Source organism: Streptomyces sp. NPDC043685 (assembly GCF_056436585.1).
The window spans coordinates 531,669-554,552 of record NZ_JBWKCH010000004.1; the positions used below are offsets into that span (position 1 = coordinate 531,669).

Genomic DNA, 22,884 nt, shown 5'->3' on the forward strand with positions numbered 1-22,884 from the left:
CCCGACCGGTGTGGACTCGCGGTCCACAAGGTCGCGTGCACGGGACAACCGAGCCGGCTTCTCCGGGTGTCCCCCGCGGATGGCCCGTGCGTTCCGGACGGGCGCTCAGCGCCTCGTCTCGTACCTGGTCAGGATCACGCCGCAGGGGAACGCCCGCGTCTCCACCAGGTTCAGGTTCACCCAGCTGTCCAGCGCGGCGAAGAACGGTGTGCCGCTGCCCACCAGGACCGGCGCGGTGGCCAGCACATACTCGTCGATCAGCCCGGCCCGCATGGCCGCCCCGGCGAGCGTCGCGCCGCCGATGTCCATCGGGCCGCCGTCCTCGGCCTTGAGCCGGGTGATCTCGGCGACCGCGTCACCGGTGACCAGGCGGGTGTTCCAGTCGACCTCGTCGATCGTCGAGGAGAAGACCACCTTCGACATGTCCCGCCAGCGGCGCGCGAACTCGATCTCCGCCGGGGTGGCGTCGGGCTGCTGGTCGCCGGTCGGCCAGTAGGAGCTCATCGTCTGCCACAGCTTGCGCCCGTACAGCGACAGGCCGGTCGCCTGCAACTGGTCGGACCAGAACTGGAACAGCTCGTCGCTCGGCACGCTCCAGCCGATGTCGTCGCCGGGCGCGGCGATGTAGCCGTCCAGGGACAGGTTCATGCCGTAGATCAGTTTCCGCATGGCGTCAGCCTTCCGTGAGTCGGTCTCCCGCGTACAGACCGACGCGGCGGGGGGAACTCATCGGTGCACGATCTGAGCTCACGGATCGATGGGCTCGGTGGCGCAGCCGGCATGTCAGCGGCGGTGAAGCCCTGCACGACCAGGTCTCGGGGTCACTGATCCAAATGTGCTCGACGCAGGGCTGCCCGCGGGATGAACTGGGCCCATGACGACATCTCAGGAAGAGCTGCTTCCCGGCACCCGCCGCGCTCTGCTGCACCGGATCGCTGTCGCGCAGGCCGAAGGGCGGGTTCCGTCGCTCGTCGCGGCCGTCGTGCGAGACGGGGCCACGGTGTGGACGGGCGCACGGACGTCGGTGGAAGGCCATGCGCCGGACGAGAACGTGCAGTACCGGATCGGTTCGATCACCAAGACGTTCACCGCGGTTCTCGTGCTGCGGCTGCGGGACGAGGGTGGCCTGGATCTGGAGGATCCGCTGGAGAAGCATCTGCCGGGCACCGGTGTGGGGGAGGCGACCATCGCCGAACTCCTCGCGCACACGGGTGGGCTGGCGGCCGAGACGCCGGGGCCCTGGTGGGAGCGGAGTCCGGGGTCCCTGCGGCCCGAACTCGCCGATGTCCTCGGTGAGCGGCCTCTGCTGGCCCCGCCCGGCCGCCGCTTCCACTACTCGAACCCGGGTTACGCGCTGCTCGGCGCACTCATCGAGAAGCTCCGCGGGGCTCCATGGGAGGACGTCCTTCGGCGTGAAGTGCTCGAACCTCTGGGGCTGCACCGCACGAGCGTGCGGCCACAGGCGCCCCACGCGGGTGGCTGGGCCGTGCACCCCTGGGCGGACGTGTTGCTCCCCGAACCCACCGAGGATCTGGGGCGCATGGCACCGGCCGGGCAACTCTGGTCGACGACAGCCGACTTGGCGCGGTTCGCGGTCTTCCTGGTCAACGGCGACGATCGGGTGCTGAGCGCCGAGTCGCTGAGGGAGATGAGGACACCGGCCGCGCCGCATGAGGCCGCGGACGTGGCGAGCGGTTACGCCTACTGCCTGGGGATGGAGATCCGGCGACGGAACGGACGGTCCCTCGTCGGCCACACCGGTTCCCTGCCCGGCTTTCTCGCCTGTCTCATGATCAGCGTCGAGGACGACGTGGCGGCGATCGTCCTGGCCAATGCCACGTCCGGGCCGCTGCTGTTCACCGTCGCCGCCGACTTGGTCCGTATCGTCGCAGAAGCAGAGCCGCGCATCCCTGCCCCCTGGAAGCCGCTGAGCGAGGTCGACCCGTCACTGCTGGACCTGACGGGGCAGTGGTACTGGGGGACGCACGCCTTCGTTCTGCGGCTGACGGCAGACGGGCTCGTCTCCCTGGGGCCGTTGACCGGTGGCGGCCGTCGGTCCAGGTTTCGCCCGAACAGCGACGGCACATGGACAGGGCTGGACGGCTACTACGCCGGCGAGCTTCTGAAGGCCGTACGGCGGCCGGACGGGACCGTGAGCCACCTGGACCTCGGCTCGTTCCTGTTCACGCGCCAGCCGTACGACCAGACAGCTCCCGTGCCGGGTGGCGTCGATCCCGAGGGATGGCGCGGTATCGGCTAGGCGAAGGGGGCCCTGTTTCACGTGAAACAGGGCCCCCGCACGCGGGCACCGCCACTGTCACAGTTGCAGCTTGAACCCTGTGTGGGAGGCGGTGAAGCCGATCCGCTCATAGAAGCGGTGTGCGTCATGGCGGGTCTTGTCGGACGTCAGCTGGACCAAATGGCAGCCCTGGTCCCGGGACTCGTCGATCGCCCACTCGATGAGCTGGGTTCCGAGGCCGCTGCCGCGCTCGTCGGCATGGATACGTACCCCTTCGATGACCGATCGGGTCGCACCACGCCGCGACAGTCCGGGAATGATCGTGAGCTGGAGAGTGCCGACCACCCGGTCGTCCCGGACCGCCACGACCAGGTGCTGATTCGGGTCGGCACTGAGCCGCTCCAGGGCGATCAGGTACGGGCTGAGGTCGTCCGGTGATTCGCGCTGTGCGCCCAGCGGGTCGTCCGCGAGCATCGCGACGATCGCCGGGACGTCGTCCGCGACGGCGGCACGTATAGCAAGGTCTCCCATGGGCGCACCCTACGCGGGACGTCCAGGGGAGGTGTCCTAGGCGGGCACCGGGGCCTTCAGTGTCTCCACGACCCGCACCAGCGGGGCCAGCTCGGGGTTCTTCGCCGCCTCGTCGAGAGCCTCGCGCAGGGCCGCGTCGTTGGTGGGCCGCGCCGCTTTCAGCAGGGCGAGGCCTTCCTCGGTGACGTTCGTGTAGATGCCCCTGCGGTCGGTGGGGCAGAGGTAGCGCTCCAGAAGCCCGCGGTCTTCCAGCCGGGTGACCAGTCGCGTGGTGGCGCTCTGGCTGAGGACGACGGCGTCGGCGACCTGCTTCATCTGCAGATGTCCTCCGTCACCGTCGTGCTGCCGGCTGAGCACGTCCAGCAGGGAGTACTCACGTGCGCTGAGGTCGTGCCGCGCCTGCAGGGCGCGCTCGATGTGGGCCTCGATCCTTCCGTGGAGCAGAGAGAGGGCGCACCAGCTCTGGGCGAGAGCGGTGAGCGCGGGGTCCGTCGCTGTCATTGGCGTTTCCTCCGTCCCGGAGCGGCTGCCTCCCAGGATAGAGCAGGAGCGCAATAGACGGCGGTTGCAGATAGCCCGCGTCTGCAATTATTGTGGACGCACGCAAAGCGCTCCTGCAATCGTCTGGGAAGGTAACCCCTCCATGCCTCTCGCGCTTCTGGCCCTCGCGATCGGGGCCTTCGGGATCGGAACGACCGAATTCGTGATCATGGGCTTGCTGCCCGAGGTCGCGAGCGACTACGGGGTCTCCATCCCCACGGCCGGGTACCTGGTGACCGGCTACGCGCTCGGCGTCATGTTCGGCGCCCCGCTGATGACCGTCCTGGGCACCAAGATCTCGCGCAAGCGGATGCTGATGCTGCTGATGGGGCTGTTCATCGCGGGCAACCTGCTCTCGGCCCTCGCCCCGGCCTTCTCCGTCATGCTGATCGGCCGGATCGTCGCCTCCCTGGCGCACGGCGCCTTCTTCGGCATCGGCTCCGTCGTCGCGGCCGACCTCGTCGCCCCGGACAAGAAGGCCGGAGCCATCGCGATGATGTTCACCGGCCTGACCGTCGCCAACGTCGTCGGCGTTCCGCTGGGCACGCTCGTCGGGCAGTCCGTCGGCTGGCGGGTCACCTTCGGCATCGTCGCCGCCCTCGGCGTCATCGGCCTGCTCGGCATCGCCCGGCTCGTCCCCGACCTGCCGAAGGCGCAGGGCGTGCGCCTTCGGCACGAACTGGCCGCCTTCAAGAACGTGCAGGTGCTGCTCGCGATGGCCATGACGGTCCTCGGCTTCGGCGGTGTCTTCGCGGCGATCACGTACATCGCGCCGATGATGACCCACGTTGCCGGTTTCGCCGACGGCTCCGTCACCTGGCTGCTGGTCCTCTTCGGCCTCGGCATGGTCGGCGGCAACCTCGTCGGTGGCAAGTTCGCCGACCGTGCCCTGATGCCCATGCTGTACATCGCGCTGGGGGCCCTCGCCGTCGTCCTGGCGCTGTTCACCCTCACCGCTCACGACAAGGTGCTGTCGGCGATCACCATCGCGCTGATCGGTGCCCTCGGCTTCGCCACCGTGCCGCCGCTCCAGAAGAGGGTCCTCGACCAGGCGTCCGGCGCCCCGACCCTGGCTTCCGCCGTGAACATCGGCGCCTTCAACCTCGGCAACGCGCTGTCCGCCTGGCTGGGCGGCCTCGTGATCGCGGCGGGTCTCGGCTACACCGCCCCCAACTGGGTCGGTGCCGCGCTGGCCGCCGGAGCCCTGGTCCTGGCCGTCCTGTCGGCCGCCCTGGAACGCCGCGCCGGTGGTCCGAGCACCGTCGTCACGGGATCGGCGCCGGTCGAGCAGCGGGCCGCTGTCCACCACTGAGCGACCGGATCACCCCGCCCCACCGCATCACCCCGGCCGACCGAACCACCCGATCGCACATTCCTCCGGCCACCACCACGACCCAGTCTCACCAGCAAGCCTCCGGGAGAAGCCCCTCATGAGCACCACCACCGCCCTCGCCCCGCTGACCACCCAGGACGCCGACATCCTCGTCGCCGCGGCCCACCGTGCCGCTGAGGCCGCGGGCGTCACCGTCAGCGTCACCGTCCTGGACGCGGGCGGCCAGCTGCTCGCCTTCCGGCGGGACGACCGCGCCGTGCTGATCTCCGGTGAGACCAGCACCCGAAAGGCCTACACGGCGCTCCAGCTGAACACGCCCACCGCCGACCTCGTCGAGGCGGTGCAGCCCGGCGGGCTCTTCCACACACTGCCTACCGCGCTCGACCGGCCGCTGCTGTTCATCGCCGGCGGTGTCCCGGTGCACCGTGACGGCCGGCTGATCGGCGCGATCGGTGTCGGCGGGGGTGCTCCGGAGGAGGACCACGGCTTCGCCACGGCCGCCGTGGAGTCCCTCGCCTGACCGGACCCCTTCTGCGCCACGACGCCGGTTCCCCGATCTTCCGGGGGCCGGCGCCGTCGTGTGGAAGCTCTTCAGCCCGCCGCGACCGTGACGGGCGCGAACCGCCGGCTCCAGTCTCCGGGCAGGTCGGTGATGCCGTACACCATCACCGAGTTGAACGCGACGGACTCCAGACCTCGGTCCTTCACCCAGGCGAGGAGCTCTTCGTGCCGCACATCGATGTCGGTGCGCAGGGGTCGGTCGGTGTGGGCCGCGAGGGAGGTGATGAGCGCCTGGGCCACCGATGTGTCGCGTGCGATGAGGGGGCCGACGACGTGGGTGTCCATGTTGGGCCATGCGGCCGCATACCCGACAATCCGCCCGTCCTCCTCGGCCACGCGCAACTGGTCCGCGAAGGCGGGCAGTCGCGTCACGATGTGCGTACGGTCGGCGCCGAAGACCTGCTCGTCGAGCCGGAGAATGGCGGTGAGGTCCTCAGCGGTCGCGGCACGGGTGGCCACGGTCGGCTCCGGCCCGCCGGGAGAGAAGCGTCCGATGACCATTTCGGCCCGCCCGCTGACCTTGAAGCCGAGTTCCTCGTAGAGGGGGCGTCCGTACGGCGTCGCGTGCAGGGTGACAGGCGTGGTGCCCATCGTGGAGACGACGTGGCGCATCAGACGACGCCCCACTCCCTCGCGGGCGTGCCGTCCGGCGACGAGGACCATGCCGATCGCGGCGAGGGTGGGGTTCTGCGGCCCGTACTCGGTGACGACACAGGCACTCACGAGGCCCCCGTCGGGGTCATCGATGCCGTATCCCTTACCGGCCGTGAGGAGAAACCCCCACTTGTGCTCCTCCCGTAGCCACCCCCGATCCTCGGACAAGTCGGAACAGGCGGCTTGATCGCGGAGCGTCAGACGACGGATGGGCAATGAGGCAAGAGAAGGAGTCGGCACGCAGGTCAGGCTGTCCGACAAGACACCCCGGCGTCCACCTGTTTCGGCGGAGACACACGACCTTTTGGCCAGTTGTCGCCGCTCGGTCGGCGCGCGGACCGGAACTGGATGTTTCACGTGAAACACGTAAGAACATCGGGTGTCCGGACCGGGCCGTGAACGAGGCCGTGCAGTCTTGAGGTCGGGGCTCTGCGGGGCGCGCCTCGTGCCCTCATGCGTGACGAGGGAAGGAGAGGTGTGTGCACAGCGACGGCCGATAGGGTCGGCTCCGATGCGCGTCCGGAACGAGCCGACCCGTCCCGTGTGGGCCGAGCGCAGGGCGAAGGGGCCGCATAGGCCGCGCCAAGGAGGGAACGCAGACCGTCCGCGGGGAAAGCAGGCGACTTCCGGCCGGGGAAGTCCGCCGACCGACCGGAAGATGCTCGAGGCGAGACACACCATGGACGCTCCGACCAGCATGTCGGCCGACAACGGTGCTCCTGGCGACGGGGGCGGCTGGTTCACCCCTCGCAAGGACCCGACGACCGCGCCGGACAGCGACCCTGTGACGGAAGAAGAGCGTCGGCCGGCCGCGATACGCCCGATGGGCAGCGCCACCGGCCCGGGAGCTCCGGAGGACGGCGCCTCCGCATCGGGTGCTTCGATGTCCGCAAGCGGCAGCGCTGCCGCTGCCTTGTCTCCAGGCCCCGCACCCACGGCGCTCACCCCGGCGCCCTTCGCCTCCGCTCTGCCCTCGCCTCCGACAGCCATCCCCGATCCGGGTGTTCCCGTCCAGCGGTACGCATCGACGTCGTCCGCGGACCCGGCCGCGACGCCCCTGACGGCAGCCGCGTCCCCCGACGCCCTCCTGATCCGCCGTGCCTTGGCCGAGGTCGCTCCGGTCTCCGACGCGGTCACGTCGTACTTCTACGCCTTGCTCTTCGTCCGCCACCCCGACCTGCGCCCGCTGTTCCCGGTCGCGATGGACACCCAACGCGACCGGCTTCTCAGAGCGCTGGTCACGGCCGCCGAACACATCGACGACAGAGAGGTCCTCGTCGACTACCTGCAAGCCCTCGGCAGGGGGCACCGGAAGTACGGGACGCGCGCCGAGCACTACCCGGCCGTCGGCGAATGCTTCATCGGTGCGCTGAGCAAGTACGCCGCCGGGGTATGGAACCCGGAGATGGAGGCGGCCTGGATACGGGCCTACACCACGATCTCCCAGATCATGATCGACGCGGCGGCCGCTGACGAACTGCGCGCCCCGGCCTGGTGGCATGCCGAGATCGTCACGCACGAGCCGAGGACCCCGGACGTAGCCGTCCTGACCGTCCGCCCCGACCAGCCGTATCCCTTCCTCGCCGGGCAGTACACCAGCGTGGAGACGCCCTGGTGGCCACGGATCTGGCGGCACTACTCCTTCGCCTCGGCCCCCCGCTCCGACGGTCTGCTGTCGTTCCATGTGAAGGCCGTTCCGGCCGGCTGGGTCTCCAACGCGCTGGTCCACCGAGCCCGCCCCGGCGACATCATCCGGCTCGGCCCGCCCACGGGGGCCATGACCGTCGACCACACCACCGACAGCGGCCTGCTCTGCCTGGGCGGTGGCACCGGCATCGCGCCCATCAAGGCCCTGGTCGAGGATGTCGCCGAGCACGGGGAACGGCGGCCGGTCGAGGTCTTCTACGGTGCCCGCACCGACCACGACCTGTACGACATCGACACCATGCTCCGTCTCCAGCAGACCCACCCCTGGCTCTCGGTCCGCGCGATCACCGACCAGCAGGCGCACCGGACCTTGCCGGACGCGATCCGCGCCTACGGGCCGTGGAGTGAGTTCGACGCCTATCTCTCGGGCCCGCCCGGGATGATCCGCAGTGGTGTGGACGCCCTGAGGGACATCGGCATCCCGTCGGACCGCATACGGCACGACTCCGTGGAAGAGCTGGTCACAACCGGAAGCTGATCAGCCGCCTCAGCCCAGATCGGGCGCGTGCATGGCGAGGACGCCCTCGATGTTGGCGTCCAGGTAGTGCCGCAGCGACAGCGGCACGAGATGGACGGACGCGATCCCGACTCGGGTGAAGGGCACACGCACGATCTCGTACTCGCCGATGGGCTGTTCCACCTCAGGGCCGTGGCGCAGGGAAGGGTCCATGGAGCTCAGGCGGCAGACGAAGAAGTGCTGCACCTTCACACCGGTCGCGCCACCGTCCTCACCGATGTGCTCCATGGTGTCCACGAAGCAGGGCACCACATCGGTGATCTTCGCGCCGAGCTCCTCGTACACCTCACGGTGCAGGGCGTCGACGACAGTCGAGTCGCTGGGCTCGACCCCGCCACCGGGGGTGAGCCAGTAGGGATCCACACCCGGCTTGGTGCGCTTGATCAAGATCAGGTCGTCACCGTCCAGCAGAACGGCGCGGGCGGTGCGCTTGACCACGGGTCGGACGGTCATGAGTGAAATGTGGCCCGGCTGGTTCCACGTGAAACATCGCCGATCGTGACCGGTCAGGCCCTCAGAGTGAGGCGTGGTGCTGAGCGCCCCGGCACCCACGCCAGGGCGCCTTCGCTCCATGTCGGAGCGCCTTCGCACCCCCGCGCAAAAGGAGCGTCCTGCCACACACGCCAGGCCTCAGCACCAGTCGGCCGAGGACCGCAGCAACCAGTCGTGGGCTCGAGCGACATGGGGCATCGCGAGCGTCCCGGTGCGGACCACGAGGAAGTACGTCCGCAGCGGCGGCACCGCCGGCTCGTGCAGGGCGACGACATCGCCCCGCTCCAGCGCCCCCGCGCACAGATAGCGGGGCAGCACCGCCAGGCCCGCGCCCGCCACCACGCAGGCCAGGACCGCACGCAGGTCGGGGACGATCACGGTGCCCGGGGCGACCGCGGGTGAGTCGAAGACCGAGGCCCAGTAGCGGGAGACGAAGGGCAGCGACTCGTGCACCTCCACCACGGGCACCTGCTCCAGGGCCGGTACCGGCTTGTGGTCCGGCTGCCCGGCGCCGATCTGCCCGGCCCAGCGCGGGGCGGCGACCAGGACGTGCTCCTCGTCGCAGAGCGCAGTCGCCGTCAGCAGGGCGCCGCGCGGCTGGGCCGTGCTGATGACGAGATCATGGTGCCCGGCGGAAAGGCCTTCCAATGTCTCCTCGGCGGTCCCGAAGGAGGCGCGCAGGGAGAAGCCCTGACCGTCGTCGCCGGTCAGTTCCGTGAGGGCGGGCAGGGCTCGTTCGGCGGTGAACTCCGGCGGACCTGCGAGGTGCAGCGTCCGTAAGGAGGAATCGTCGTCCAGGCCGGTTTCGGTGATCTCCACCAGGGCGTCGAGATGGGGCGCGGCCTTGTGGGCGAGTTCGTCGCCGATGCTCGTCGGGGTCACGCCGCGGGCCTGCCGCAGGAACAGGGGGCGGCCCAGCTGCCGTTCCAATGTCCGTATCTGTGAGGTCACGGCCGGCTGGGAGAGGCCGAGCAGGGCGGCGGCGCGGGTGAAGGATCCGGCTCGGTGCACGGTCACGAAGGTCCGCAGCAAGGCCAGATCCACCGTGCGCACTCCCCTCTGCGGCCCCGCTCCCGGCCCCCCGGCCGCGCTCAACTATAAATAAGTCGATAGGTCTCTGTCGCTAGGGTGATTGGACACTGACAGAGAGTCAACTAGCCTGGGTCGCGCGGTTCTTGCGCGCGGAACCGGAGGACGGTCCGAGCCACGAGGGGGGAGGCTCGGACCGTCCGTGGGGACGTCAGTCGGCCGACACGTCCAAGGCGCGCAGTACATCCGCCACCAGGTCCTCGGGGTCCTCGGCACCCACCGACAGGCGGATGAAGCCCTCCGGCACCGCGTCCCCGCCCCAGCGTCCGCGCCGCTCGGCCGTGGACCGCACCCCGCCGAAGCTCGTCGCGTCGTCCACCAGCCGCAGCGCGTCGAGGAAACGGTCGGCACGCGCGCGCGTGGCCAGCGTGAACGACACCACGCACCCGAAGCGCCGCATCTGCCGCGCGGCGATCTCGTGCGAGGGGTCGTCGGGGAGCCCGGGGTAGCGCAACCCCGTCACCTCGGGCCGGTCGCGCAGCGCCTCGGCGACCGCGAGGGCCGTCGCGCTCTGCCGGTCGACCCGCATCTGGAGCGTCGCGATCGAACGGTGCGCGAGCCAGGCCTCCATGGGCCCGGGAATCGCACCGACGATCTTGCGCCAGCGGCGTACGGCGGCCATGGCGGCGGCGTCCCGGCCGACGACATAACCCAGGAGGACGTCGCCGTGACCGGTGAGCTGCTTGGTGCCGCTGGCCACCGCGAAGTCGGCGCCCAGCTCCAGCGGACGCTGTCCGAGCGGCGTAGCCAGGGTGTTGTCGACTGCCACCAGGGCGCCCCGCGCGTGGGCCGCCTCGGCGAGCCGTCTGATGTCACACACGTCGAGCCCGGGGTTCGACGGGGTTTCGATCCACAGCAGCTTCGCGCCGTCGAGGGCGTCGAGCTGGGCGTCGCCGCCGGTCGGCGCGGTGCGGACCTCGATGCCGTAGGCCTCCAGCTGAGCGCGGACCAGCGGCAGCGCCTGGTAGCCGTCGTCGGGCAGGACACACACGTCGCCGGTGCGCAGCTGGGAGAAGAGCACCGCCGAGATCGCGGCCATGCCCGAGGCGAAGACGAGCGTCTCGGCGCCGGCCTCACCGGGCGCCTCCAGCTCGCCGACCGCGCGCTCGAGCAGCGTCCAGGTCGGGTTCTCGTCGCGGCCGTAGGTGTAGGGGCCGGTCGGATCGCCCGGCAGGTGGAAGTGGGCGGCGAACACGGGACCGGGCAGGGTGGGCTCGTGCTTGACCGGCTCGGGCAGTCCCGCCCGCACCGCGCGCGTGCCGTCCCCGGCGCCCCGGCCTGCCGCGCCCGTCACGTTGTCCGGGACGCCGGTCGCCTCCTCCGCGACCCCGGCCCCCTCCTCCGCGACGCCCGTCACCTTCTCCACGGCGGCCGTCACGTCATCGACGGCGGCCGTCACCTCGTGGACGGCTCCCGTCGCCCGGCCCGCCGCCCCCGTCATCCGGCTCGCGGCATCCTCCACCTGGTGCGCATCGCCGGGCACCCGGTTCGTGTCACGGGCCCCCCGGCCCGCGTCATCCGCCGTCCGGCCCGCGTCATCCGTCCCGGAATCGCTCATGCCGCCTGTCCCTCCACGTCCTCGCGCACTGCGGCGAGCAGCCCGGTGCTCGCCGCCTCCACCATCACAAGGCACTCCTCGAAGCCGTCCATGCCCCCGTAATAGGGGTCCGGTACGTCGAGGTCGTCACCGGCGGCGGGGTCGTACGAGCGGAGCAGCCGCACCTTCTCCGCGTCCCGCTCCGTGGGTGCGAGGCGGCGCAGGGCCCCGAGGTGGCCGGCGTCGAGGGCGATCACCAGGTCGAGGCGGGAGAACCAGGACGACTGGAACTGCCGGGCCGTGTGATCGCCGGAGTAGCCGTTGTCCTCCAGGACGGCCACCGTGCGCGGGTCGGCTCCGTCGCCCTCGTGCCAACCACCCGTGCCGGCGCTGTCGACCTCCACCAGCTCGTCGAGACCCGCCTCCGCCACCCGCGCGCGAAAGACGATCTCGGCCATCGGGGAACGGCAGATGTTTCCCGTGCAGACGAAGCAGACCCGGTACGTCATGCCCGCTCAGTCCCCGTCGGGCAGCAGGACGTGCAGCGCCCAGGAGACCACCGAGATGATCAGGCCGCCCAGGACGGCCGTCCAGAAGCCCTCCACGTGGAAGCTCAGGTCCAGCTTGTCCGCGAGCCACGAGGTGAGCAGCAGCATCAGCGCGTTGACGACCAGCGTGAACAGACCGAGCGTCAGGATCAGCAGCGGCAGGCTGAGGAGCTTGACGACCGGCTTGACCAGGAAGTTCACCAAGCCGAAGATCAGCGCCACGATGATCAGGGTGCCGATCTCCTTCCCGGTGCTGTCACCGGTCAGGGTGATCTTGTCCAGCAGCCATACGGCGACCGCCAGGGCGCCCGCGTTGGCGATCGTCTTGACTACGAAATTCTTCATGTGTCTGATCGTGGCAGACCTGATCGGACATGGGCACAAGAGGCAGGGGCGGGCAAGGCGATGAAGGCATTTCGGCTGGATGAACTGGAGGCGGAGCGCGCCGCCAACGAGGGCGCCTACCTGCAGTTTCTGCGGGAGCGGAACATGTCGGTCGGCCTGTACGCCCTCGACGCGGGCGAGCAGGATCCACAGAAGCCGCACAATCAGGACGAGGTGTACTTCATTGTGAGCGGCCGTGCCGCGATCACCGTCGGCCTGGAGACGACCCAGGTGGCGCGCGGCAGCGTGGTCTACGTGCCGGCGGGAGTCGCCCACAAGTTCCACCACATCACCGAGGATCTGAGGGTGCTGGTGGTCTTCTCTCCGCCCGAGAAATGACGGACGGCCTCAGGGTTCCCTAGGGGACCGGTCAGGGGAGGACAAGGGGTGCGAGGCCCCCGTTCGCCCCTGCCCGCACCTAGCATCGAGTGCAGGACATCGGAGATCCGAGATCCGGAAGGACCGACACGACCCGGCACTCGAACGGGTGGAGAGGTAAGGACGAGGGCGATGCGAGAGATCTTCACGGGACTGCCGTGGTGGGTGAAGTGGATCGCGGTGCCGGTCATCGCCCTGGTCGTGTTCGGCGGGCTGATCGCCAGCGTGGTCGGCTTCGTCATCGGACTGCTCTTCAAGGTGCTGGTCTTCGTGGCACTGGTCGGCGGACTGATCTACGTCGTACGGAAGTTCACGGCGAGCTCCTCGTCGCGCAGCGACTGGTGAGACCGGTGGGAAACCGGTGGGGGTAGCGGGAAACGCCTGGAATCACCGGTTCCCTCGGGCGGGGGAAGTTTCCCGGCGGGGCGGTCTGCGCGCGGTGGCAGACGAATAGAGTCCGGAACTCGACGCGGGGACTTCCCCGCGAGCGGCCTTCACCCCCACCCGTGCTCCTCCGCACGGTCTGCCCCGCGCTTCGGGAGAGCCCCTTGGTCCCGGCTGACACCGCCCCCGTCCACCTCCACGCCGTCCCCGCACAACCCCGCTCGTCGGTACCCAGGGCGCCCGCCGCGCCGGCACCGGCCCCTCCGCCGACCCTCATCGGATCCGTGCAGCGCGCGATGCGCCTGCTGGAGACCGTCGCCGTGCACGAGTACGGCGCCCCGGCCAAGCAACTGGCCCGTGAGACGGGCCTGGCGCTGCCGACGACCTATCACCTGCTGCGCACACTCGTGCACGAGGGCTATCTGCGCCGGGACAAGGGCCTGTTCTTCCTCGGTGAGGCCGCCGAGCGGCTGAGCAGCAGCGGAGCGCGGCAGAAACGTCGCAGCACGATCGTCGACGCGCTCGCGCACTGGCGGGACGTCCTGGGTGTGCCCGTGTACTACGCGGTGTACCGCGAGGGCGAGATCGAGGTCATGTGCGTCTCCGACACCCCCGGCAACCCCGCCGTCGAGGAATGGGCCGACTTCCGGGAGACCGGGCACGCGCACGCCATCGGGCAGTGCCTGTTGTCCCAGCTGGACGAGGACGCACGTCGCGACCACCTCGACCGCTACCCGGTGCAGCCCCTCACGCCGTACACCGTGCGCGACAACCACAGTCTGCTCCGTCGTCTGGAGCGGATCCGGCGCATGGAGCCGGTGATCGAACGTCAGGAGTACGCGCTGGGGGCGGTCTGCGCCGCGATCCCGCTCACGCTCGGCACCACGGCAGCGACGATGGCCATCTCACTCCCCGCACACCAGGCCGATCGACTGCTGCCTGTGGCCGGGCAGTTGCAGGTGGAGATCGGGCGGTCGCTCGGCTCGCTGGCGCTCTCTATCAGTATGTGAAAACTCACTCCTTGTGATCTGCTGTGTACGTTCAGCAAGATTCCACCAAGTGTCAGAGGTTCGTTCCCGGCCAGTCACGGCGAATGACGGGGTTATCGATGCGCGAGTCCGTACAAGCAGAGGTCATGATGAGCTTTCTCGTGTCCGAGGAGCTCTCCTTCCGCATCCCGGTGGAGCTGCGCTATGAGTCCAGTGATCCCTATGCCGTCCGGCTGACGTTCCACTTGCCCGGTGACGCCCCGGTGACGTGGGCTTTCGGGCGGGAGTTGCTGATCGATGGTGTGGGCCGGCCGTGCGGGGAGGGCGATGTGCGGGTCACGCCCGTCGAACCCGATGCGCTGGGCGAGGTGTTGATTCGGCTTCAGGTGGGCAGTGACCAGGCGTTGTTCCGGTCTTCGACGGCGCCGCTCGTCGCTTTTCTCGACCGTACGGACAAGTTGGTGCCGCTGGGCCAGGAGGGCTCGCTCGCCGACTTCGACGCGCACTTGGACGAGGCCCTGGACCGCATCCTCGCCGAGCAGGGCGCTGGTTGAGACATGGGCTCGGCGGCACGGTGGAGGAACGCTTCACCGGATGCCGCCGAACTGTGCAGGAACGCTTCTTCCTGCGATCTTCCTATGACCGGGCGATCTTCTCGCGATGGTGCGCGGCGCGGCCGGGACGGCGGAGATGCGGGCAATGCCGGGCGAGGGGTCTGCCAGGTGCTTGCGAGGCCGCTGTTGTGCGGGACGCCGAGTGGCCCCGAGGTCCGGGACGGGGACTGAGGCGGCCCCGAGACCGAGGAACTCGGGGCATACCGCCCGCTGGGTGCCGTGGGTCGCACAGCGGAGCAGCCCGGCCACGGGGCCTCTTCCTCCGCCCCGCCCCACGCCCTGCACAGGTCTCTGCGACGACACCGACGCGTCAGCGCTTGCGGCGCCGGCCCTTCCCCCCGCGCGCCGGGACAGGGGAGGTCTCCGCGGCGGGCTGTGCCTGGGGGCGGTCGGCCGAGACGACCAGCGCCGCCAGAGCCGTGGTGACCGGCACCGAGGCGACCAGGCCGATCGAGCCGACCAGCGTGCGCACGATCTCCTCCGCCACCAGCTCGCTGTTGGCGACCGTCCCCACACTGCTCTGCGCGATCGAGAACAGCAGCAGCAACGGCAGCGCCGCACCCGCGTAGGCGAGGACGAGCGTGTTGACGACCGAGGCGATGTGGTCGCGGCCGATCCTGATGCCCGCGCGGTAGAGCCCGCGCCAGCCCATCGAGGGGTTGGCCTCGTGCAGCTCCCAGACCGCGGAGGTCTGTGTGACGGTCACGTCGTCGAGCACGCCCAGCGAGCCGATGATGATGCCGGCCAGCAGCAGACCGCTCATGTCGATCGTCGGGTAGAGGCCGTGGATCAGCCCGGTGTTGTCGTCGGTGTTGCCGGTGAGCGCGGCCCAGTCGATGAACACCGAGCCGAGAACGCCGATCAGCAACAGCGAGATGAGGGTGCCGAGCACCGCCACGGACGTTCTGGCGGACAGGCCGTGGCACAGGTACAGGGCGATGAGCATGATGGCGCTCGCGCCCACCACCGCCACGACCAGCGGGTTCGAGCCCTGGAGGATCGCGGGCAGGATGAAGAAGTTCAGCACCAGGAAGCTCATGGCCAGGGCCACCAGGGCCATGACACCGCGCAGCCGCCCGACGATCACGACGGCGACGGCGAAGATGCCGGCGAGTAGCCCCAGGGGCACACGGCGGTTGATGTCGGTGACCGAGTACTGCAGGTCCTTCGGGGCCGAGGGCTCGTAGGCGACCACGACCTCCTGGCCCTCGTACAACTGGCGGGACTGGTCCGGCTGGACGATCTCGGTGAACGTACGGCCCTTGTCGCCGCCAGTGTCGACCCGGATCGTCGCCCGCTTGCAGGTGCCCTTCTCCTCCTGCACCGCCGAGGAACCCTCCGCGGTGGAGGTGTCGCCGGTCGGCGGGACCCCCGAGGCGCCCGCTTCCTTGCAGCTCACCTCGACCACCTTGGTGACCGTGGCGTCCTGCGTCTGCCGGTCGAAGCCGACGCCGGTGCGCTCGTGCATCGGGGCGCCGCCCGGCCACAGCACGACGAGACCGACCAGCACCGCCACGCCGAAGGGGATCAGGACCGCCGCGATGACCTTGCGCAGATGCAGGGAGACGGGCGTGGCCGGGCCGTGATGATGCGAGTGGCCGTGTCCCCCGCCCGGTGCGGAGCCGTGCCCGTCGTGCCCGTCGTCACCGCCGTGCCCGTGCCCGTGCCCGTCGCCTCCGCCGGGTCCGGACCCGTGCCCGCCACCGGGGCCCTGCCCACCGGTGGGACCACCGTGCCCGCCACCGGACGGACCGGTACCGCCCTGGCCCCCACCGGAGTCCGGCCCGTACTCGCCGCCGGAACGGGAACCATACGCACCGCCGGAGCCGGAACCGTACGCACCCCCGGGAGGGCCTCCGTACTCGCGTCCCGGATCGGAGCCGTACCCATGGCCGGACTCCGAGCCACGCCGATCACCGGACTCCGAGCCGTACCCATGACCGGAACCCGAGCCGTACCCATTGCCGGAATCCGAGCGGTACTGCCTGCCGGACTCCGAGCCGTACCCGCCACCAGGACCCGATCCGTACCCACGGTCCGAGCCGGGACCACGCTCGCCGCCGTCCCCGGAGCCGGGAGTGCCGCCGCTGCCGTATCGAGGCCCGGGGCCCTGGGCCTGCCCCCGCGCCGGGCCTCGGCCGGAACCCGCGGTGACATCGTGGCCGTCACCACGGCCGTTGCCGTTTCCGGCGCCGGATCCGCGGGGCGGTTCGGGCGGTGGGAAGGGGGGACGCTGCGTCGTGGTCACCGACCGATCATCGCAAGAACGAGGGGGGCCCTCTGTTCACCGCGCCAGAATTGCCGCTAGCGTGGAGGCACCTTTTGTACACGCGGGAGCTCGGAGCACCGGGCTGAGAGGGCGCTGACCTCCGTCCCGGCGATGTTTCACATGAAACATCGCCGGAGTCGAGTGATGTTTCACACGAAACATCGTCGGACGGAAGCCGCTGCGTCGACCGCCGAACCTGTTACCGGGTAATGCCGGCGTAGGGAGTAGGTCTCATGACCAGCAAGGACACACGCACGCCTGCCTCCGTTCAGGACGAGACGTCCGAGGAGGCCGGGAAGTCCATCGGCTGGCACAAGGCGTACGTCGAGGGCACCCGCCCCGACCTGCGCGTGCCGGTCCGTCAGGTGCACCTCACCAACGGCCAGTCGGTCACGCTGTACGACACCTCGGGCCCGTACACCGACCCGCACGTCGACACCGACGTCCGCAGGGGACTGCCGCCGCTGCGCGAGAACTGGATCATCGCCCGCGGCGACACCGAGGAGTACGCGGGCCGTCCCGTCCGTCCCGAGGACGACGGCATCAAGCACACCTCGCCCCGCGGCGGCCTCCGCAACCTGGACGCAGTCTTCCCCGGGCGCCCGCGCCAACCCCGTCGTGGCCGGGAGGGGCAGGCGGTCACACAACTCGCGTACGCCCGCCGCGGTGAGATCACGCCCGAGATGGAGTACGTGGCCATCCGGGAGAACGTGGCGCCCGAGGTCGTGCGCGACGAGATCGCCGCAGGCCGGGCCGTGCTGCCGGCCAACGTCAACCACCCGGAGATCGAGCCGATGATCATCGGCAAGCGATTCCTGGTGAAGGTCAACGCCAACATCGGCAACTCGGCCGTCACCTCCTCCATCGAGGAGGAGGTCGAGAAGATGACCTGGGCGACCCGCTGGGGCGCCGACACGGTCATGGACCTCTCCACGGGCCGCAACATCCACACCACGCGCGAGTGGGTGCTGCGCAACTCCCCCGTCCCCATCGGCACCGTGCCGCTCTACCAGGCGCTGGAGAAGGTCGACGGCCGGGCCGAGGAGCTGACCTGGGATATCTACAAGGACACGGTCATCGAACAGGCTGAGCAGGGCGTGGACTACATGACGGTCCACGCGGGTGTGCGCCTGGCGTATGTGCCGCTGACGGCGAACCGCAAGACCGGCATCGTCTCCCGTGGCGGCTCGATCATGGCCGCCTGGTGCCTCGCGCACCACAAGGAGTCGTTCCTGTACGAGAACTTCGAGGAGCTCTGCGAAATCCTCGCCGCGTACGACGTCACCTACTCGCTCGGCGACGGCCTCAGGCCCGGCTCCATCGCCGACGCCAACGACGAGGCGCAGTTCGCGGAGCTGCGCACGCTCGGGGAACTCAACCGGATCGCGAAGCGTTTCAACGTACAGACCATGATCGAGGGCCCGGGCCACGTCCCGATGCACAAGATCAAGGAGAACATCGACCTTCAGCAGGAGATCTGCGATGAGGCTCCGTTCTATACGCTCGGCCCGCTGACCACGGACGTCGCCCCGGCGTACGACCACATCACCTCCGGCATCGGCGCCGCGATGATCGCCTGGTGGGGCACGGCGATGCTGTGCTACGTCACCCCCAAGGAACACCTGGGCCTGCCGAACCGCGACGACGTCAAGACCGGTGTGATCACCTACAAGATCGCCGCCCATGCGGCCGACCTCGCCAAGGGACACCCGGGCGCCCAGGAGTGGGACGACGCGCTGTCCGACGCCCGTTTCGAGTTCCGGTGGGAGGACCAGTTCAACCTGGCCCTCGACCCGGACACGGCACGGGAGTTCCACGACGAGACCCTGCCCGCCGAGCCGGCCAAGACGGCTCACTTCTGCTCGATGTGCGGTCCCAAGTTCTGCAGCATGAAGATCTCCCAGGACATCCGCCGTGAACACGGCGGTTCGCGGACCGAGATCGAGGAGGGCATGGCCCTGAAGTCGAAGGAGTTCGCGGCAAGCGGCAACCGCGTGTACCTGCCCATCGCGGACTGACCGGCCAGGCACAGCCCCGGCCGCGCACAGCCCCGGGGGCCCATGGCCCCCGGCCTGTGGGAGGCGCCTGCTCGGACGGGATCCGACGGCTACTCCGGCTGGTGCTCCGGTCCTCCGAAGTCCGGGCTCGTGTAGTCCGGGCTGCTGAAGCTGGGGCGTGAACCGCGGTCGCCGTCGTCCGGGCTGCTGAACCCCGGGCGGTCGTAGCCGAGGTGCGGCATGCGGCTGACCGGGGTCGGCGACGGAGCGGGGTGCAGCGCGGCGGTCGCGCCCGGGTCGACGAGCGCTTCTCGCAGGAACGGCAGGATGCCGCGTTCCAGCAGCGCCTCGCGCCAGGCCTCCTTGGCCTTGGCCACCTCTCTGCGCAGCTCGCCGTACGGCCCGCTCTCGGCCGTGGGCTTGTTGCGCAGGGCGGTGAGCAGCAGTCCCACCCCGGCGACGAGGATCGCGACCGCGGTCACGGCGCCGAACACCCAGCCCGTGGTGAGCATCGTCCGGGCGAACCCCTGCCCGGGGTCGAGCATCCGCAGGATGTAGCCGACGAGCAGGAAGATCGCCGCCGCGGTCCCGGCCAGCACGGGTGCGAGGACGGCGACGACGGCGACGGCGCCCGCACCGGAGGCCTCGGCGACCCCCATGGTGGCGGCGAAACCCGACGCGCCCGCGCCAGGCTCGGCGGAACCGGACTCGTGGACGGCCGGCGCGGCGGACGCCGGCTGCCGCAGTTCGTCACGGACCTTGACGTAGTACTGGTATTCGGTCGAGGCGGCCGCCGTGATGAGCGCGGTGGCGTTCAACGCCATGGTGCGCAGCTGTTCGGGGTTGAGCCGCTGACCGACAGCGGCCAGTTCGGGACGGTGTGGTGCGGAGCGCAGCGCCTCATCGAGGATCCGCTCGTATTCCTGGCGGTCCTCGTTCAGCAGGTGCTGCGGAACGCTGTTCATGTGCATCCCCCGATGCTCCGTAGGGCTTGGGGCTCGGCATGCTGACGAGCCGTCGGGCAGAAACGGAGGGGAGCCTGCTACGGATAAGCCGATGGTAGAGCGGTGACGGTGTGCGGTGACAGGGGGTTTACCGAAATTGGCCCCTCACCGGGCCCGTCCGCCGGCCGGGAGCACTGTCCCGGTGAACGTTCACGTCTCCAGCGGCAGTTGCTGGACCAGCAGCTTTCCGGCCATGGTCACGCCGCCGTCCATCGCGATGGCGAGTCCGTCGGCGTACACGTGCGGTCCCTCGATGACCGGGTCGCTGTTGTCCTCGTCCTCCTCGGCGCCGACTTCGCCCAGCAGATACGGAATCGGGCTGTGCCCGTGAACGATGCGGGTGCCCCCGTACGTATCGAGCAGGGTGCGCACGGCGTCCGCGCCGCCCTCGTCGCGGAAGGAGAACCGCTTGGTGAACTTGCGGAACAGGTCCCAGACCTCGTCCGCGTCATTGCGGGTGATCGTCTCGCGGACGGTGTCGTTGACCTCTTCGATGGAGCGGCCGTAGTCGAGGTAGGCGGTGGTGTCGGAGTGCACGAGCAGGTGGCCGTCGACCTCTTCCACGGCGTCCAGCCGGGACATCCACTGCAGGTGGTGGTCCTGGAGGCGGTCCATGTCGGTCTTCTGGCCGCCGTTGAGCAGCCAGGCCGCCTGGAAGGTGGCGGTGCCCGCGCCGGAGTTGACGGGGGTGTCGCCGAACCGCTTGGCGCCCAGCAGCAGCAGCTCGTGGTTGCCCATGAGCGCCTTGCAGTAGCCGCCGGCCGCTGCGGCCTCGGCGGACAGCCGCATCACCAGGTCGATGACGCCGATGCCATCCGGGCCGCGGTCGGTGAAGTCGCCCAGGAACCACAGCCGGGCCGTGCCCGCGCACCAGTTGCCGGCGGCGTCGAGCAGGCCCTTCTCCTGGAGGGCCGACACCAGCTGGTCGAGGTAGCCGTGCACGTCACCCACGACGTACAGCGGGCCCTGCCCGGTGCTGGGCTGCGGGGCGGCGGCGGTCTCGGGGTCCACGGTCACCTGGACAGTGTCACCCCGGTTGACGACGGGAAGGTCGCGCTGGGTCGGCGTGTATCCCTCGGGATAGGCCTCTTCGTGCGGCGGGGCGACCTCGCCGGGGTGAACGCTGTGGACGTACGGACCGGTCTCGTGGACGTATGCGGGCACCCGGAAGTCGCGCAACGTCGCCGTCCGCTCCACCTCGGGTCCCTGACCGGCCCCCTGAGTCATCGACCCCTCCACCATCGCGCCGCATTGCACCGCATCGGACTGCCTGGTCGTAGCGGCCCGCGGATGTCGTGGGCCCATCATAGGAATGCGGATCGCGCCATGTGATGACCCAGGGGTGGTGAATCAGAGCAAGAGTCCAGTTCACCGCGGCTTTCGCCCCGATTGCGCCGGGCTTTGACCACCGTGTGACCGTCCTCGCCCTTCTTCTCTTCGCGAGAACGATCCCTTCTCTCCGGCGGACCGGCCCCGTTTCTCCCCAGGAGGACGACCCTCCCTTTGCCCGCTGTGCGACATCCGCCGTGCGGCGCGCGCCGGGGGATGTCCGCCGCGGGAAGTCCGCCGGGGACCTACGTCTCCTCGGGTGATCGCGGAGGGCTGACCGTCGTGCGGGGGGAGCGCCGCTGGGACGACGTGCGCACGATCAGCTCCGTCGGTATCACCTGCTCCACCGGGTGGTCGGAGTCCACTCCCTCGATGGCGTCAATGAGGAGCTGCACCACCGCCGTGCCGATGCGGCGCGGTTTCAGGGACAGTGTGGTGATGGGCGGTTCGGTGTTGGCGTACACCGTGGACTCGCTGCAGCAGACCAGCAGCAGGTCGTCGGGGACGCGCAGGCCGTAGCGCCGGGCGGCGGCGAGCAGGTCGGTGCCGTTCGGGTCGAACAGCCCGTAGACCGCGTCGGGCCGGTCGGGACGGGCGAGGAGCCGGTCGGCGGCGACGGCGCCCGCGCACGGATCGTGCGCCGGGTAGGCCTCGTACACCGGGTCCTGGCCGACCCGCTCGCACCAGCGCAGGTAGGCGGTGGTCGACAGGTGGGTGTACGTGTCCGTCGTGGTGCCGGTCAGCAGGCCGATGCGGCGGGCACCGGCGTCGGCCAGGTGGTCGAGAATGCCGAGAACAGCGGCCTCGTGGTCGTTGTCGACCCATGCCGTGACCGGCAGCGAGCCGGCCGGACGACCGTCGGAGACGACCGGCAGACCCTGCCGGACGAGCTCGCTGACGACCGGGTCCTGGTCGGAGGGGTCGATGACGACGGTGCCGTCCAGGGCGACGTTCGACCACACGTCGTGGCGGGAGGTCGCGGGCAGGATGACGAGGGCGTAGCCGCGGGCGAGCGCGGCGGAGGTGGCGGCCCGCGCCATCTCGGCGAAGTACGCGAACTCGGTGAAGGTGAAAGGTTCATCCCCGTACGTGGTCACGGTCAGGCCGATGAGGCCCGACTTGCCGGTACGGAGGGTCCGGGCCGCGGCCGAGGGCCGGTACCCCAGCCGGTCGGCGACTTCCCGGACGTGGCGCCGGGTGGCGTCCGGGAGTCGACCCTTGCCGTTGAGGGCGTCGGAGACAGTCGTGATCGAGACCCCGGCGGCCGCGGCCACGTCTCTGATTCCGGCCCGACCCGGCCGACTGCCTCGCCGTGAGGTTTCCGCGCGGCTCACCTGGTGCTTCCCTGCTGCTGTCATGGCGAGCCGATAGTAGGGCTCATGCGGTGGGGTAGTGCGGACGCATATGCACGCGTTGACAGGCACGTTTCTGCATGATCATCAGGAACCAATTGCCTGCGATAGCAAGGGTGTTGAGCCCTTCCATGCCAATACGTGACGTGGTGGCGCACACGGGCCTGTCACGTGGTCGATGTTGCGAAGAGGTCTCAACTCACCTGCACGGGGGATGCGCGCCACGGCGTGCACCACCGGCGCATAGATATATGTACGGCGCGCCCCCGGATTCGTACGCCTTGGTGCGCCGATGCCCCTGATGCCGGTGTGACGGGCGGGGCCGGGGCCGACCGGTCGGTCGTGGCTATACGCAGCGGCGCCGAATCCTCATAAGGTGAGGAGTATTGGATGACGGCGGCGGTCATGGGCCGCCGGTCTTCACGAGGAGGACTGC

General features: G+C 69.9%; 22 protein-coding genes. 9 read left to right on the top strand and 13 right to left on the bottom strand.

Going from position 1 to position 22,884, the window contains the following annotated elements; genetic code table 11:
* Positions 1-105: 105 nt before the first annotated feature.
* Positions 106-669, bottom strand: coding sequence for a dihydrofolate reductase family protein (locus AC0665_RS15940; protein WP_478603025.1), 564 nt, complete (start codon positions 667-669; stop codon positions 106-108).
* Between the two features lie 205 nt (positions 670-874).
* Between AC0665_RS15940 and AC0665_RS15945 the strand changes: the two genes are divergently transcribed.
* On the top strand, positions 875-2,260 hold the full coding sequence (locus AC0665_RS15945) for a serine hydrolase domain-containing protein (protein WP_478603023.1): 1,386 nt from the start codon (positions 875-877) through the stop codon (positions 2,258-2,260).
* Between the two features lie 57 nt (positions 2,261-2,317).
* Here the strand turns inward: AC0665_RS15945 and AC0665_RS15950 are convergent, their stop codons facing one another.
* Positions 2,318-2,770 (bottom strand): GNAT family N-acetyltransferase, encoded by a 453-nt coding sequence (locus AC0665_RS15950; protein WP_468407995.1) that lies wholly within the window; start codon positions 2,768-2,770, stop codon positions 2,318-2,320.
* A 36-nt stretch (positions 2,771-2,806) separates the two neighbouring features.
* On the bottom strand, positions 2,807-3,271 hold the full coding sequence (locus AC0665_RS15955; RefSeq protein WP_468634510.1) for a MarR family winged helix-turn-helix transcriptional regulator: 465 nt from the start codon (positions 3,269-3,271) through the stop codon (positions 2,807-2,809).
* Positions 3,272-3,413: 142 nt separating this feature from the next.
* Between AC0665_RS15955 and AC0665_RS15960 the strand changes: the two genes are divergently transcribed.
* Positions 3,414-4,622: an MFS transporter gene (locus AC0665_RS15960; RefSeq protein ID WP_478705192.1), complete on the top strand. Its 1,209-nt coding sequence runs from the start codon at positions 3,414-3,416 to the stop codon at positions 4,620-4,622.
* 118 nt (positions 4,623-4,740) lie between these two features.
* Entirely contained in the window at positions 4,741-5,163 is a 423-nt protein-coding gene (locus AC0665_RS15965; RefSeq protein WP_478603018.1) for a GlcG/HbpS family heme-binding protein, read from the top strand.
* Positions 5,164-5,234: 71 nt separating this feature from the next.
* On the opposite strand, the gene AC0665_RS15970 is transcribed toward AC0665_RS15965, so the two are convergent.
* Positions 5,235-6,098, bottom strand: coding sequence for a GNAT family N-acetyltransferase (locus AC0665_RS15970; RefSeq protein ID WP_478705193.1), 864 nt, complete (start codon positions 6,096-6,098; stop codon positions 5,235-5,237).
* 418 nt (positions 6,099-6,516) lie between these two features.
* On the opposite strand from AC0665_RS15970, the gene AC0665_RS15975 reads away from it, so the two are divergent.
* On the top strand, positions 6,517-8,043 hold the full coding sequence (locus AC0665_RS15975; RefSeq protein WP_478705194.1) for a globin domain-containing protein: 1,527 nt from the start codon (positions 6,517-6,519) through the stop codon (positions 8,041-8,043).
* Positions 8,044-8,052: 9 nt separating this feature from the next.
* Here AC0665_RS15975 and AC0665_RS15980 read toward each other — a convergent pair whose 3' ends face one another.
* From AC0665_RS15980 to AC0665_RS16000, 5 genes are all read right to left on the bottom strand, one after another.
* Positions 8,053-8,535: an NUDIX domain-containing protein gene (locus AC0665_RS15980; protein WP_478603012.1), complete on the bottom strand. Its 483-nt coding sequence runs from the start codon at positions 8,533-8,535 to the stop codon at positions 8,053-8,055.
* Between the two features lie 177 nt (positions 8,536-8,712).
* The gene (locus AC0665_RS15985) at positions 8,713-9,618 is read right to left on the bottom strand and encodes a LysR family transcriptional regulator (RefSeq protein WP_478705195.1); all 906 of its coding nucleotides are present in this window, start codon (positions 9,616-9,618) and stop codon (positions 8,713-8,715) included.
* 196 nt (positions 9,619-9,814) lie between these two features.
* Positions 9,815-11,221 carry a cystathionine gamma-lyase gene (locus AC0665_RS15990; RefSeq protein WP_478705196.1) on the bottom strand — a complete coding sequence of 469 codons (1,407 nt, stop codon included), beginning with the start codon at positions 11,219-11,221 and terminating at the stop codon, positions 9,815-9,817.
* The gene (locus AC0665_RS15995) at positions 11,218-11,709 is read right to left on the bottom strand and encodes a low molecular weight protein-tyrosine-phosphatase (protein ID WP_478705197.1); all 492 of its coding nucleotides are present in this window, start codon (positions 11,707-11,709) and stop codon (positions 11,218-11,220) included. The genes AC0665_RS15990 and AC0665_RS15995 overlap by 4 nt, the downstream gene beginning before the upstream one ends.
* Before the next feature lie 6 nt (positions 11,710-11,715).
* Positions 11,716-12,093, bottom strand: coding sequence for a phage holin family protein (locus AC0665_RS16000; protein WP_468407975.1), 378 nt, complete (start codon positions 12,091-12,093; stop codon positions 11,716-11,718).
* Between the two features lie 60 nt (positions 12,094-12,153).
* Here AC0665_RS16000 and AC0665_RS16005 point away from each other — a divergent pair, with 60 nt between their 5' ends.
* The 4 genes from AC0665_RS16005 (at position 12,154) to AC0665_RS16020 (ending at position 14,437) form a co-directional block, all read left to right on the top strand.
* Positions 12,154-12,471 (top strand): cupin domain-containing protein, encoded by a 318-nt coding sequence (locus AC0665_RS16005; protein WP_363121477.1) that lies wholly within the window; start codon positions 12,154-12,156, stop codon positions 12,469-12,471.
* A gap of 171 nt (positions 12,472-12,642) precedes the next feature.
* A complete protein-coding gene (locus AC0665_RS16010) occupies positions 12,643-12,855 on the top strand; it encodes a DUF5326 family protein (RefSeq protein WP_010032826.1) in 213 nt (70 codons plus the stop codon).
* Positions 12,856-13,178: 323 nt separating this feature from the next.
* Positions 13,179-13,904 (top strand): IclR family transcriptional regulator, encoded by a 726-nt coding sequence (locus AC0665_RS16015; protein WP_468634493.1) that lies wholly within the window; start codon positions 13,179-13,181, stop codon positions 13,902-13,904.
* Positions 13,905-14,002: 98 nt separating this feature from the next.
* A complete protein-coding gene (locus tag AC0665_RS16020; protein ID WP_033309865.1) occupies positions 14,003-14,437 on the top strand; it encodes an SsgA family sporulation/cell division regulator in 435 nt (144 codons plus the stop codon).
* A 370-nt stretch (positions 14,438-14,807) separates the two neighbouring features.
* Here AC0665_RS16020 and AC0665_RS16025 read toward each other — a convergent pair whose 3' ends face one another.
* Positions 14,808-16,013: a YibE/F family protein gene (locus AC0665_RS16025; protein WP_478603005.1), complete on the bottom strand. Its 1,206-nt coding sequence runs from the start codon at positions 16,011-16,013 to the stop codon at positions 14,808-14,810.
* A gap of 986 nt (positions 16,014-16,999) precedes the next feature.
* On the opposite strand from AC0665_RS16025, the gene thiC reads away from it, so the two are divergent.
* Positions 17,000-18,784, top strand: coding sequence for a phosphomethylpyrimidine synthase ThiC (thiC, locus tag AC0665_RS16030; RefSeq protein WP_478603003.1), 1,785 nt, complete (start codon positions 17,000-17,002; stop codon positions 18,782-18,784).
* 89 nt (positions 18,785-18,873) lie between these two features.
* On the opposite strand, the gene AC0665_RS16035 is transcribed toward thiC, so the two are convergent.
* From AC0665_RS16035 to AC0665_RS16045, 3 genes are all read right to left on the bottom strand, one after another.
* Positions 18,874-19,734, bottom strand: a complete 861-nt coding sequence (locus AC0665_RS16035) for a hypothetical protein (protein WP_478603001.1) — start codon at positions 19,732-19,734, stop codon at positions 18,874-18,876.
* 183 nt (positions 19,735-19,917) lie between these two features.
* Complete coding sequence (locus AC0665_RS16040) at positions 19,918-21,009, bottom strand: metallophosphoesterase (RefSeq protein ID WP_468407966.1); 1,092 nt, start codon at positions 21,007-21,009, stop codon at positions 19,918-19,920.
* Positions 21,010-21,341: 332 nt separating this feature from the next.
* Positions 21,342-22,454 (bottom strand): LacI family DNA-binding transcriptional regulator, encoded by a 1,113-nt coding sequence (locus AC0665_RS16045; RefSeq protein ID WP_363121483.1) that lies wholly within the window; start codon positions 22,452-22,454, stop codon positions 21,342-21,344.
* Positions 22,455-22,884 lie beyond the last annotated feature (430 nt).